The organism is Fervidobacterium sp. 2310opik-2 (assembly GCF_011057735.1).
GTDB classification, from domain to species: Bacteria; Thermotogota; Thermotogae; order Thermotogales; family Fervidobacteriaceae; genus Fervidobacterium; species Fervidobacterium nodosum.
In genome coordinates this window covers 60,927-73,591 of sequence record NZ_LNGG01000001.1, presented here as the reverse complement: position 1 = coordinate 73,591, position 12,665 = coordinate 60,927, and the positions used below count along the sequence as shown (strand labels likewise).

The window sequence follows — 12,665 nt, the reverse complement described above, 5'->3', positions numbered from 1 at the left end:
TTAAAAGAGGTGAATTTAATATGCAATTAATAAAATCAGGCTTTGCTTCATTTGTTGGGAAACCAAATGTCGGGAAATCTTCTATTATAAACGCCATAATGAAAAAAAAAGTTGTTATAGTATCTGAAAAACCACAAACAACAAGGAATAGAATCAATGTAATTTACACCACCGAAGATTTTCAGATCGTCTTTGTCGATACTCCGGGGATACATAAGCCACTCCATAGATTAGGAGAATATATGGTAAAAGCCGCTGTACAAGCTCTTAAAAATGTTGATTTACTTCTTTTTACAGTAGATGCCAAAGAAGGATTTGAAACGCCTGAAGAATACATAATTGAATATGTAAATCAATCAAAAACACCAGTAATAGGAGTTATAAACAAAATAGACCTTGTCGATAGAGATAGAATAAACAGCATAGAAAAAATAATGATGGAAAAAGTAGAGAACTTGAAAGAAGTTGTTAAAACGTCCGCCGTTACTGGAGAAGGGCTGGAAAAACTTTTAAAAGTTATAGTGGAAAACCTTCCTGAAGGGCCCCAATTTTACCCAGAAGATATAGTCGTTGATAGACCTCTTTCTTTTATAGTTTCAGAGCTAATACGTGAAAAAATATTTCATTTTACCTACGAGGAAGTACCACATTCTGTTGCAGTAATAGTCGAGGAGATAAAAGAAAGAGAAAACGGAGTTTTCTACATAAGAGCTAACATATACGTTGAAAGAGAGAGCCAAAAAGGTATAATAATAGGCCAGAAAGGTCAAATGATAAAGAAGATCGGTGAAAGTGCGAGAAAGGATATTGAATACTTCTTAGAATCAAAAGTTTACCTTGATTTGTTCGTTAAAGTAAAAAAAGATTGGAGAAATAAAGATTTTATTATACTCAACGAAATAGGGATGAGAGATGATTTGGAATAATATATTCGGCTAAATTTTTAAAATCATCCGCTGAATTTCTCAAAGATATCCTTGGAACATTCGGAAAAGTAAGTTTCATGTCATATCGTGCAATGTAGTATAAAAAATTGTACTTTTTAGCAAGCTCAATGTATTGATTTATTCTTTGAACGTTTTCTTTATCAAAAGGATTACCGTTGTCTATGTATTCCACAGATAAAACAGTAACGCCCATTTTTTGAACGTTTATTAAAATCTTAATTCTTTGTTGAAAAGCATCGGATAAAGTATTTAGTTTGAGCTTATCAAAAAATAAACTTTCAACGACAACATACTTAACTCTATCCGTGAGGACTGGGTAATCGTTTAGTATCTCTTCGCCATTTACTAACGCAAACTGGAAATTGTTAAAATCTCTTGTTAGAGTATTTATTAACTCAAACATAGCTATTTTTAAATCTTTCTCAGATTTACCAGTTATCTTTTGCAGAGTTTCATGTTTATAAACATTTGTCCAATCAAACATTACACCATCAAAACCCGATTTCTTTACTCTGTTTAAGTAATTTCTCATCATGTCATACCATTCTCTGTACCAGTACTTTACATAGTATTCTCCTTTCCAACCTTCCAAAGGAGATAATATAATGGATTTATTAAGACTTTTCCAATAAAATCTCCAATTTTCCGCTATACCTAAATTCACATAAGCAAAGACTTTTTTACCTGTGCTTTTTAGTTGACTTATGTCAGAATAACTAAACTCCGTTTTTTCCGTACCATCAGCGGAGTAATCACTTACAACAATATTGGATTTTATACTAAGCAATTGATTAATATCGGAACCATTTGTAAATAATATCCAATCTTGATCAACTTGTTTTGTAAAACCTATTAATGCAACTAAAAGAGCCAAAAAAATTAATAAGAAATATTTCGTCAAATCATCTAACATACTCTTATCACTTCCATTAATACAAATAATACAAAACGCCCCTTGTTTGGGGCGTTTTAAATGTCCTCAAGATTAGTACTTTATATATGGTAAGAGCGCCATTTGTCTTGCTCTTTTAATAGCTATTTTGACCATTCTTTGGTGTTTAGCACAATTGCCTGTTAACCTTCTTGGGAGTATCTTTCCTTTTTCGTTTAAGAAATCTTTAAGTATTCTTATATCTTTATAATCAACGTATTCAACGTTCATTTCACACATTTTACAAGCCTTTACTTTTCTCCTTCTCTGTCTTACTTTCGGCATTTCTATTCCCTCCTATTTTATATCATTTTTTCGGAAAATCAAAAATCAAAACGGTGGTTCATCGTCGTCTGGAATGTTGTCTACTATTTCTGCGTCTGTATCAAAGACATCTTCGTAAGGAATCTCGTCTTGGACATCTCTATCGCCTTTCTTTGTATCAACAAAGACAATATTATCAGCCCATATCTCAGGAGTTGAACGCGATTGCCCATCGTTTGTTTTCCATTTGTTTATCCTCAACTTACCTTCTACAAGAACCATTCGCCCCTTTTGAAGGTAAGTATGAGCTAACTCAGCTAACTTTCTAAACGCAACTATGCGTATAAAATCTGCTTCTCCGTTGTTTGGCCTATTAACTGCTAAAGTGAAAGTCGTTATCAAATTTCCATCTAGAGTCTGTTTTGTTTCTGGATCTCTTGTTAGCCTTCCAACTAAAACTACTTTGTTGTAAGACATTATTAATTCACCTTCTTTTTAAAATAAGCAATTTCGATAAACTTTAATTTGTTGAACTTTCCTCCTGTGAAACATTCTCTTGAGTTTCTCCTGTCTTTTGGCGTGCTGCTCTTCTTTCTTTCTTTTCAAGGTCTTCTCTTCTAAATGTTTGCCATCTCATGAACTCTGGGTGTACTTTGAAGTAGTTTTCAAGTTGCTCAAGGCCTTGACCGTTAGATCTGAAGTACATAACCGTATAGTCACCCTCGAAGTACTTTCCAATCTTGTAAGCAAGTTTCCTAATACCCCATCTGTCAACGGTCTCCACTTGTGCTTTAACTCTTTCCTCAAGGAACTTCTTAACGTTTTCCACAAGTTTGTTTCTTTCTTCCTCTGGTACATCTGGTTTAATAATGAACATGGTTTCGTAAATCCTCATAAAGCACCTCCTCCCTCGGTCTACGCGGCTCTGCTTATCCTCTAAAAAAGCAGAGCGGGAATTTTCGAATTATTTTTGCGTATTTTACATAAAATAAATACGGGCAAACAAGCCCGCTCTTCCTCACTCACAAAACCTTTGCAAAGCTTTAAAAGAACTGGTGGGCTCGGGAGGGATCGAACCCCCGACCGTCCGGTTATGAGCCGGATGCTCTACCAACTGAGCTACGAGCCCACTCATGTGGAGGCGACGGAGGGATTTGAACCCTCGAATAGAGATTTTGCAGACCTCCGCCTTAGACCCCTTGGCTACGTCGCCCCATCGCGTGATAGATTTTACCACAGAGTTTTTAATATGTCAACAGGTTAAATATATATGCGGAGTGAAGAATAGTAAAAATAATCAAAAACATCATTAATAAATAAAAATACGGTTGTCAAATGCCGTTTTTAATGATATCATTATTTTGTTAGCATGTATAATTTTTATGTTTTTAGAGGTGAATTATTTTGGAAAAAAAAGATAAATTTAGTGGCATTTTTCATCTTTATCACTTAGTTTCGTTTTTTGTATCTATAAACGCTTATTTATTCAGCACCTTCATTAATTCAACAGCCGCTCAATGGGGATTTTCATTCTCCGAAATTGGTTTTATAAACCTTCTTTTGTCATTCTTGTATGCCTTGTCAAGTATCACTTTGGGACACATAGGATACAAGTTTGGGTACAAAAAGATGATGAATATGTTATTTATTTATCTTTTTGTATTATCATTTACTGGTTTCTTCGTGAATAACAGATTTTGGCTTTACATCTTCGCAAGCCTTCAAGGAATATTCTTCGGCGCATTTTTCCCACAAGTTGAAGGATTAATAGCCCAATCTGAAAGTTTGCTAAAAGTTACACCTCCATCTATAACCGGTAGATTCACACTAGCATGGAGCTCTGGAAATATATTTGGTGTGGCTTTCGGGCCTTACCTCACTGTAAAAGCACGTTCTATTATATTCTTTTACGGAATAATCCTGAGTATTGTTGTTTTTTTGCTTATAAGCCGTGATAAAAAAATAAATGGCGAATTGATAAACTTCACCCCCAATAGAAAATTAACAACCGATAGCGATAAATTCGATGTTGTAAAGGATATTAGCAGGATGAAAAGACTTAGATTAGAATATAGGATTATTCTTTTCCTTGGCGGATTGATATACACATCGGTTCTCGCTGAGTTTCCAAAGTTAATAAAGATGGCTGGGCTTGATATATCACGTGCCGGTTTTCTTACGGTTGGAGCAAATATCGGAGTTTTGCTTACATTCATTGCTCTTCAATATTGGAAAAAATGGGTAGGCAATGAAATTATCTGTGGCGTTTTGCTATCTGTGGTGCTACTTACCGGAGTTGTTGCATTATTCGCCAAAACTCCTCTCTTATTCTTCTTAACAGCCTTTTTGGCTGGCGGAAGTTATGCGGTTCCTTATACTTTTGCTATATTTTACGGTTTGCTTTCTACTTCAGAAGAACATGGTAAACAAGGCGCACTGCATGAAATGGTTATAGGCTTGCTTTTTGGCGTTGGACCTTTTGTCGGTGGAATATTCCTCGATCATTTTAAAAGTACTTTTGGATTGACTTTCCTCTCAATTATATTGAGTATATTAATATATTCAATTCAATTTTTCTTCAACAAAAGCAAAGTAGTTATTGAAAAGTGAAATAGTTTTGTGGTATAATTGATTACCACAGTTAAAGATGGAGGTGAAAGAAATGAAGTACAGATGCACAGTATGTGGTTATATTTACGATCCAGAAGTTGGTGATCCAGATTCCGGTATAAACCCAGGAACTCCATTTGAAAATTTACCAGATGATTGGACATGTCCAGTTTGCGGTGTAAGCAAAGATATGTTTGAACCACTCGAAGAATAACTAAAATTTACATCAACTTTAAGTGTTAATACTTTTCGTTTAGTTTATGTCTTAAGTTTAAATCTTCGGTGGAAAGTTAAAAATTGGGGGCCGTGGTGCCCCCGTTTGCATAAATAATAAATAATAAGAGATTTAATAAAAAACACAAGGAGGAACGGTTATATGTCAGAAGTTCGTGTGAGATTTGCCCCAAGTCCAACGGGGTATTTACATGTTGGTGGTGCTAGAACTGCACTTTTTAATTATCTTTACGCAAGAAAAACAGGTGGTAAATTCATTTTAAGAATCGAAGATACAGATCTCGAAAGGTCAGAAAAAGTTTTCGAAGAGCAGCTTATTTCCGCGTTGAAATGGCTTGGTCTGGAATGGGATGAAGGTCCAGATATCGGTGGGCAATACGGGCCTTACAGGCAGAGTGAAAGAGTTCATCTTTATCATGAATATGCGCAAAAACTCATTGAAGAAGGAAAAGCTTACGAAGTCTACGCATACCCAGAAGAGATTGAACAGTTGAGAGAAAAATTACTCAGTGAGGGTAAAGCACCTCATTATACCCGTGAAATGCTTGAGTCATACAATACCCCTGAAAGAAAAAAAGAATACGAAGAAAAGGGATTAAGACCTGCGGTTTATTTCTCTATGCCAAGAAAAGATTACGTGATAAACGATGTTGTAAAAGGAGAAGTTGTGTTCAAAGCTGGAAGTGTTGGTGATTTCGCGCTTTTAAGAAGTAACGGTATGCCAACTTACAACTATGCTTGTGTTATAGATGATGGCCTTATGAAAATCACCCACGTCTTACGTGGTGATGACCATTTGTCAAATACAGTTAAACAGGTGGCACTATATGAAGCATTTGGTTGGCCCACACCTGTTTTTGGACATGTCTCAATGATTCTGGGACCTGATGGGAGTAAACTTAGTAAACGCCATGGCGCAACATCTGTAGAAGAGTTTAAAAGCAAAGGATATCTTCCAGAAGCCTTGGTTAATTTCCTCGCATTGCTTGGTTGGTCACATCCAGAAGGAAAAGAAATACTCACAAAGCAAGAATTGATAGAAAGTTTTTCGCTTGAAAGACTTGTAAAAAATCCTGCGATATTTAATCCAGAAAAATTGAAATGGATGAATTCAGAGCATATTAGAATGAAAAGTATGGATGAGCTTGTTAAAATAGCTAAACCATTCTTGCAAAAAGATGTTGACGATGAATATTTCGCAAAGATACTCCACGCTGTAAAGGATAGGATAGAAGAACTTTCGCAGTTACCTGAATTGACAGATATTTTCTTCGAAAAACCTCATCAATTACCGGAAAAAACTCCAGAGGCTATTGAAACTTACACAAATTTACTTTCAGAGCTCAAAAAAATTGAAAAATGGGATAAAGATTCAATATACGCAGCTTTCAAAACAGCTATGAAGAGCGCAAAGCTCAAAGGTAAAGATTTCTATATGACGTTAAGACTTGTACTTACAGGTAAAACTGAAGGTCCAGAACTAATCGATATACTCGAAATCCTTGGTAAAGACGAAGTAATAGAGAGGATCTCTTTGTATTTAAATAAATGAAGAGGTGGTCTCATGACAAAGGTTTATATAACAGATACGCTTAGTAAAAGTAAAGTTCCACTTGAGACTTTAGAACCTGGCGTCGTAAAGATGTACGTTTGCGGACCTACTGTATACAATTACATTCACATAGGCAACGCAAGACCTATGGTTGTTTTCGACGCTCTCAGAAGGTTTTTAGAATTCGTGGGTTACAGGGTAATAATGGTTCAAAACTTTACAGATATAGATGATAAGATAATAAACGAAGCAAAAGAATGGAACGTCGATTGGAAAACAGTTGCGGATACGTTTATCGCAGAGTATTTTCACGATGCTCAACTTTTAGGCGTAAGAGCAGCAAATTACCACCCCAGAACAACAGATTTTGTTAAAGATATCGTTGAAGCAATTGAAACAATGATAAAAAAAGATTTCGCATATCCAGCAGAAAATGGTGATGTTTATTTCAGCGTTAGGAAATTAAGAGATTACGGAAAGCTATCTGGAAAAAATTTGGATGATTTGAGAGCAGGCGCAAGAGTTGATGTGAATGAACTGAAAAAAGATCCACTTGACTTTGTTTTGTGGAAATCCGCCAAACCTGGTGAACCTACGTGGGACAGTCCGTGGTGCAACGGTAGGCCAGGTTGGCATATAGAATGTTCCGTTATGTCGCAAAAATTACTTGGTGATATGTTTGATATACACGGTGGTGGTGAAGACCTTATCTTCCCACACCATGAAGATGAAATAGCTCAGAGTGAAGCGCTCACAGGTAAACCACCGGCAAAATACTGGATGCATAACGGTATGATTATCGTACGTGGAGATAAGATGAGTAAATCCCTTGGAAACACATTCATGGTAAGGGAAGCGGTAAGAAGGTACACTAAAGATGGCGTAAAGCTTTTCTTGCTGTCCAAACATTACCGTTCACCTATGGAATTTTCGGACGAGATACTTCAAGATAACATGAGAGCAGCTCAAAGGGTGCATAACGCATTAAACAGATTCACGGAAAAGTACCCATACCCATTGGTACCAAAAATTGACGAAGAAATGGAAAACTTCATAGACAGATTTGTGGAAGCACTTTCCGACGATTTCAACACACCAGTTGCACTCTCAATTTTATTCGATACAGTTAAAGAACTTAACAAATCAATGGATGAAGGTAACGACGAAAGAGCATTGAAAATGTACCACCTTGTAAAGAGAATTTATGGTCCTGTTCTTGGAGTGTTTGACAGTGAAATCCAAAAACAACAGCAAGTAAATTCCGAACAGTTAGATCAGCTAATACAAGGTATAATAAATTTAAGAAATGAATACAGAAAGAATAAACAATTTGAAATAGCTGATAAGCTAAGAGACGCACTCTTAAATGCAAAGATAAAATTACTTGATACTCCAGAAGGTACAAAATACGAAATTAATGATTAATAAAATTTTAGAATTATTGACATGTAAGACTTTAAAAAGTTGGAAAATGGAGGGATATTTGTGAGATTTTCACAGTTTTACGCGCCAACATTAAAAGAAGCACCAGCGGATGCGGAAGTGCCAAGTCAAGAATTGCTTACAAGAGCTGGGTTTATAAGAAAAATAGCGGCTGGTGTGTATACATATTTACCACTCGGAAGGAGAGTTTTACTTAAGATTGAAAAGATAGTGAGAGAAGAAATGGACAACATAGGAGCAAACGAGATTTTGATGCCAATAATCCAGCCTGCGGAACTTTGGAAACAATCTGGCAGATGGGAAGATTACGGTCCAGAGATGATGAAATTAAAAGATAGGCACGGAAGAGATTTTACGCTTGGACCTACTCACGAAGAACTCGTAACTTTCCTTGTTCAAAATGAGCTTAATAGCTACAAACAATTACCGATAACCCTTTACCAAATGGCAAACAAGTACAGAGATGAAATTAGACCGAGATTTGGTGTGCTTAGAGCAAGAGAATTCATAATGAAGGATGGTTACAGTTTCCACAGCGATTGGGAATCCCTTGATGAAACATACAAAGCTCATAGAAAAGCTTACTCTAATATAATGGAACGAATCGGATTAAAATATGCGGTTGTTGAAGCTTCGTCCGGAGCAATTGGAGGCAACGAATCTCACGAATTTGTTGCTTTTGCAGATACTGGAGAGAGCAATGTACTTTTCTGCGAATGTGGGTACGCAGGCAACGATGAAAGAGTGCCATATACTGGTGAAATTATTTACGATAATGAAGAGCTCAAGGGAATGGAAAAAGTCTACACTCCAAATGTGAAAACAGCGCAAGATGTGGCAGATTTTCTAGGAGTTCCAGTGAGAAAAATCGTAAAAACACTTATTTACAAAGGTAGAAATGGATACTTCATGGCACTTGTCCCAGGTGACAGGGAACTCAACGAAGAAAAATTGAAAAATTTCTTAAACGACCAGTCGTTAGCTTTTGCCACACCTGATGACATATTGAAAGACTTTGGTGTACCCATTGGCTTCTTAGGTCCGGTGGGTGTGAAAGGTATAAAAGTTATCGCAGACCACTTGGTAAAAGGGATGAAGAACTTCGTTGTTGGTGGAATGGAAAAAGATTATCACTTCGTAAACGTAAATGTTGACAGAGACTTTAAAGTTGATGAATGGGCAGATCTAATAGTTACAAGAGAAGGAGACCCGTGTCCTGTTTGTGGAAAACCGTTAAATGCAAAGAAAGGCATCGAACTTGGTCATATATTTAAGCTTGGCACAAAATATTCTGAGGCGATGGGTAGTAAATACATGGATAAAGATGGTCAGTTAAAACCTTTCATCATGGGGTGCTACGGTTGGGGTGTTTCAAGAACACTTGGAGCGATTGTAGAACAACTACATGACGAAAAAGGTATAATTTGGCCATTATCCGTCGCACCATTTGCAGTAGTTATAACACCAGTTAGTAACAACGAAAACTTAATGAAATTTTCTGAAGAATTGTACAATTTCCTTGTTGAAAAAGGCGAAGAGGTACTTTTAGACGATAGGAATATATCACCTGGTATGAAATTCAACGACGCGGATTTAATAGGAATACCATTTAGAGTAACAGTTGGTAAAGCTCTATCTGAAGGAATGGTAGAAATCAAGTGGAGAACAGGACAGCAATTCAAGGTGAAAGCAACTTTAGAAGAAATATATGAATTTTTGCAAAAGTCAAAGCAAGAATACGATCCTCACAAAAGAGTTGAAAAATAATAAATTATAAAGTTATGAATTAATCAGTGGTCTACAATCAAGGTACAAAAACGATAAAAAGACTGGGGACCACTGATTAAAATATCTAGGGGGTGATTTATATGTCACCTGTTGAAGGTCTTGAAAAAGTTGATAAGTACATTTACAAAATTCGCAAAGCTGGAAATATGAGAGTTGACGCGATAATTCTATCGGATTGGGAAACGTTAGATAAAGAAGCGATAGAACAAATCAAAAACGTCGCAACTCTTCCAGGTATTTTAAAAGCTGCTTACGCTATGCCAGATATACACTGGGGTTACGGATTTCCAATAGGTGGAGTTGCCGCTTTTGATGTTGAAGATGGAATTATAAGCCCTGGTGGTGTGGGATTTGATATAAACTGCGGAGTTAGGATGCTTGTCGTAAAAGGTTCAAGTAATATCGTAAAGAGTAATATCGATACAATAATAAAACGCATTTATGAGAGTGTACCAGTTGGAGTTGGTGAAACAAGTGAGTTGAATTTTTCAAAAAACGATTTCAAAAGGATAGTTACAAATGGTGCAAAAGAAGTAATAAAGATGGGATTTGGATACGACGAAGATTTGGAAAGAATCGAAGACTACGGCCACATACAAAATTGTGATTTTTCCGATGTAAGTGAAGAAGCTGTAAAGAGAGGGAAAGACGAACTTGGGACGTTGGGTGCGGGAAATCATTTCATTGAAATCCAAGTCGTCGAAGAAGTATACGATGAGAAAATAGCAAAAGTATTTGGGTTGGGTAAAGGTGATATAACGATATTAATCCACACAGGTAGCAGAGGCTTTGGTCATCAAATCGCTACAGATTACATTAAAATCATGAGAGATAACCTTAAAGAACATAATAAAAATCTCCCTGATAAACAGTTGATAAATGCTCCATTTAATAGCAAATGGGGGCAGATGTATTATAGCGCAATGAACTGTGCGGCAAATTACGCGTTCGCGAATAGGCAGATTATTACTCATCTCATTAGAAAAGTATTTAAATCTGTTGCGGGATTAGATGTAAAACTCGTTTACGATGTAGCGCATAACATCGCTAAGATAGAAGAATATGAAATTGATGGAAAAAAGAGAAAAGTTATTGTACATAGGAAAGGCGCGACAAGGGCATTTGGACCGGGAAACCCACACCTTCCAGAAATATTTAAAGAAACAGGGCAACCAGTTATAATCCCAGGGAGTATGGGCACAGCATCGTACATACTTGCTGGAACGAAAAAAGCTGAAGAAATGACATTTGGTTCAACTGCTCACGGTGCTGGGAGAACTTTGGGAAGAAGAGAAGCGACACGAGAGCTCTCAGTTGAACATGTGATAAGAGAGCTTGATGAAAAAGGTGTAAAACTTTTGGCTAAATCAAAAAAAGGTATAGTTGAGGAAGCGCCAGAAGCGTACAAAGATGTTGATAAAGTAATTAAAGTTGTTGATGAACTTGGTATATCGCTCAAAGTTGCAAAGTGTGTTCCTATCGGAGTGATAAAAGGATGAGTGAGTTTATAAAAAGACTTAAATGGCACGCCTCAAAAGATGAATTGTACCTTACAGTTGAAGGCACACTCTCCACTTTTTACCTTGTTCTAACTCAAACGGTAATATTCACAGCACTCGCATTGTACTTTGGCTTAAATGAAGTCGCTTTGGGATTAGTCTCTTCTTTTCCCATGGCATTTCAGATTTTTCAAATATTCGCACCCGCAGTTATTGAGAAATTACCAAACAAAAAGAAACTATTAGCTTTTTTTAACTCAGGTAGGTTTTTATGGATAATATTAATCCCACTCCTATTTTCAGAACACAGAAAACCGGAATTATTTATACTCATCTTCGCGCTCAGTCAGGTATTCGCAGCATTTGCTGGAAATATCTGGATTAGTATTATATCAGATGTCATCCCTTCAGAAAGAAGGGGAAAGTACCTTGGATTGAGAAATTTTTTCGTATCTTTAGCGACACTTTTGGTTTTTTATCTGTATTCCCTGATAGCTGATAACATTAAAAAACCTTTCAATTTCGCGATAATAATACTAATAACAATGGTTACTACGCTTTTCTCTCTTGTTTCATTAATGAAAGTTAGGGACGTCAGTTCGAAAAAAACAGGATCCCTTAACGATTTAAGAATAGTTTTAAAAGATAAAAATTTTATGAAACTTTCAAAAGCTTATTTTATGTGGAACTTTGTGATTTTATTATCCGCACCGTTTTTCCCATACCATCAAATACATAATCTAAAATTACCAATGACGTATATAAGCTATGCATCTATCACCGCATCTTTACTATCGATGTTATTTTACACACTTTGGGGAAGATTATCTGACGAATTCGGTCATAAAAGTGTGTTGATAACCGGTTTATCAATCGTTTCCATAACACCTGCTATTTGGATTTTGATGAACGAAAAGCACTGGGTCTTAGCTCTTACTTTAGACGCTATTTTATCAGGTGTTGGATGGGCTGCTGTGAACCTTGCTTTTATAACTCTCCCTATGGAAACGGCAGCAAGTAGCTCACCAATGTACTTTGCAGTATTCTCAGCCCTTGGTGGTTTAGGTGGTATGATAGGTTCCTTAATAGGGGGACCTATTGCAAAATTCTTTAATTCGCTTGATTTTTATGTAAAAGATTATCACATCTTTGGTCTTCAAATATTCTTCATAATAGAAAGTGTATTAAGATACTCTGTAATCCCACTTTTCGCGGGAATATCGAGCAGAAAATATGTGTCTCCAGCAACTTTGTTTACAAATGTACTCTCAACTCTGTCTGGTAGACATGCTATAAGGATACAAGAAGGTAACAGACAAGAGGTTATCATCGGTAGGAAGAGACTCCGAAGATGGTGGTAACATAAAGGTTTTAAAAATATCCTAAAATTAGGTGGT

General features: G+C 36.3%; 12 protein-coding genes and 2 tRNA genes. 8 read left to right on the top strand and 6 right to left on the bottom strand.

Features of this window, described 5'->3' with window-relative positions:
• Positions 1 to 29 precede the first annotated feature (29 nt).
• Positions 30 to 926: a GTPase Era gene (gene era / locus AS161_RS00380; protein ID WP_164541431.1), complete on the top strand. Its 897-nt coding sequence runs from the start codon at positions 30 to 32 to the stop codon at positions 924 to 926.
• On the opposite strand, the gene AS161_RS00375 is transcribed toward era, so the two are convergent.
• The 6 genes from AS161_RS00375 to AS161_RS00350 all read right to left on the bottom strand — a co-directional run bounded on the left by AS161_RS00375 (position 892) and on the right by AS161_RS00350 (position 3,355).
• Complete coding sequence (locus AS161_RS00375; RefSeq protein WP_164541364.1) at positions 892 to 1,860, bottom strand: endo alpha-1,4 polygalactosaminidase; 969 nt, start codon at positions 1,858 to 1,860, stop codon at positions 892 to 894. The genes era and AS161_RS00375 overlap by 35 nt on opposite strands.
• A gap of 72 nt (positions 1,861 to 1,932) precedes the next feature.
• Entirely contained in the window at positions 1,933 to 2,163 is a 231-nt protein-coding gene (gene rpsR, locus AS161_RS00370; RefSeq protein WP_011993847.1) for a 30S ribosomal protein S18, read from the bottom strand.
• A 45-nt stretch (positions 2,164 to 2,208) separates the two neighbouring features.
• On the bottom strand, positions 2,209 to 2,619 hold the full coding sequence (gene ssb / locus AS161_RS00365; protein WP_164541363.1) for a single-stranded DNA-binding protein: 411 nt from the start codon (positions 2,617 to 2,619) through the stop codon (positions 2,209 to 2,211).
• A gap of 43 nt (positions 2,620 to 2,662) precedes the next feature.
• Positions 2,663 to 3,037: a 30S ribosomal protein S6 gene (rpsF, locus tag AS161_RS00360; RefSeq protein WP_164541362.1), complete on the bottom strand. Its 375-nt coding sequence runs from the start codon at positions 3,035 to 3,037 to the stop codon at positions 2,663 to 2,665.
• Positions 3,038 to 3,195: 158 nt separating this feature from the next.
• A tRNA-Met gene (locus AS161_RS00355) sits at positions 3,196 to 3,271 on the bottom strand.
• Positions 3,272 to 3,278: 7 nt separating this feature from the next.
• Positions 3,279 to 3,355, bottom strand: a tRNA-Cys gene (locus AS161_RS00350).
• A gap of 191 nt (positions 3,356 to 3,546) precedes the next feature.
• Here AS161_RS00350 and AS161_RS00345 point away from each other — a divergent pair.
• The 7 genes from AS161_RS00345 (at position 3,547) to AS161_RS00315 (ending at position 12,629) form a co-directional block, all read left to right on the top strand.
• A complete protein-coding gene (locus AS161_RS00345; RefSeq protein WP_164541361.1) occupies positions 3,547 to 4,752 on the top strand; it encodes an MFS transporter in 1,206 nt (401 codons plus the stop codon).
• A 52-nt stretch (positions 4,753 to 4,804) separates the two neighbouring features.
• On the top strand, positions 4,805 to 4,966 hold the full coding sequence (rd, locus tag AS161_RS00340; RefSeq protein ID WP_011993851.1) for a rubredoxin: 162 nt from the start codon (positions 4,805 to 4,807) through the stop codon (positions 4,964 to 4,966).
• A 162-nt stretch (positions 4,967 to 5,128) separates the two neighbouring features.
• The gene (gene gltX, locus AS161_RS00335) at positions 5,129 to 6,538 is read left to right on the top strand and encodes a glutamate--tRNA ligase (RefSeq protein WP_164541360.1); all 1,410 of its coding nucleotides are present in this window, start codon (positions 5,129 to 5,131) and stop codon (positions 6,536 to 6,538) included.
• A gap of 12 nt (positions 6,539 to 6,550) precedes the next feature.
• Positions 6,551 to 7,963, top strand: a complete 1,413-nt coding sequence (cysS, locus tag AS161_RS00330; protein ID WP_011993853.1) for a cysteine--tRNA ligase — start codon at positions 6,551 to 6,553, stop codon at positions 7,961 to 7,963.
• Between the two features lie 60 nt (positions 7,964 to 8,023).
• On the top strand, positions 8,024 to 9,748 hold the full coding sequence (locus tag AS161_RS00325) for a proline--tRNA ligase (protein ID WP_164541359.1): 1,725 nt from the start codon (positions 8,024 to 8,026) through the stop codon (positions 9,746 to 9,748).
• A 101-nt stretch (positions 9,749 to 9,849) separates the two neighbouring features.
• Positions 9,850 to 11,268, top strand: a complete 1,419-nt coding sequence (locus tag AS161_RS00320) for an RtcB family protein (protein WP_164541358.1) — start codon at positions 9,850 to 9,852, stop codon at positions 11,266 to 11,268.
• The gene (locus tag AS161_RS00315) at positions 11,265 to 12,629 is read left to right on the top strand and encodes an MFS transporter (RefSeq protein ID WP_164541357.1); all 1,365 of its coding nucleotides are present in this window, start codon (positions 11,265 to 11,267) and stop codon (positions 12,627 to 12,629) included. The genes AS161_RS00320 and AS161_RS00315 overlap by 4 nt, the downstream gene beginning before the upstream one ends.
• Positions 12,630 to 12,665 lie beyond the last annotated feature (36 nt).

Excerpts from the sequence above, each read along its gene's own strand:
- gltX (WP_164541360.1), top strand. The coding sequence starts at position 5,129 with ATGTCAGAAGTTCGTGTGAGATTTGCCCCAAGTCCAACGGGGTATTTA.
- rpsR (WP_011993847.1), bottom strand. The coding sequence starts at position 2,163 with ATGCCGAAAGTAAGACAGAGAAGGAGAAAAGTAAAGGCTTGTAAAATG.
- AS161_RS00320 (WP_164541358.1), top strand. The coding sequence starts at position 9,850 with ATGTCACCTGTTGAAGGTCTTGAAAAAGTTGATAAGTACATTTACAAA.
- AS161_RS00315 (WP_164541357.1), top strand. The coding sequence starts at position 11,265 with ATGAGTGAGTTTATAAAAAGACTTAAATGGCACGCCTCAAAAGATGAA.
- rd (WP_011993851.1), top strand. The coding sequence starts at position 4,805 with ATGAAGTACAGATGCACAGTATGTGGTTATATTTACGATCCAGAAGTT.
- AS161_RS00375 (WP_164541364.1), bottom strand. The coding sequence starts at position 1,860 with ATGTTAGATGATTTGACGAAATATTTCTTATTAATTTTTTTGGCTCTT.
- cysS (WP_011993853.1), top strand. The coding sequence starts at position 6,551 with ATGACAAAGGTTTATATAACAGATACGCTTAGTAAAAGTAAAGTTCCA.
- rpsF (WP_164541362.1), bottom strand. The coding sequence starts at position 3,037 with ATGAGGATTTACGAAACCATGTTCATTATTAAACCAGATGTACCAGAG.
- ssb (WP_164541363.1), bottom strand. The coding sequence starts at position 2,619 with ATGTCTTACAACAAAGTAGTTTTAGTTGGAAGGCTAACAAGAGATCCA.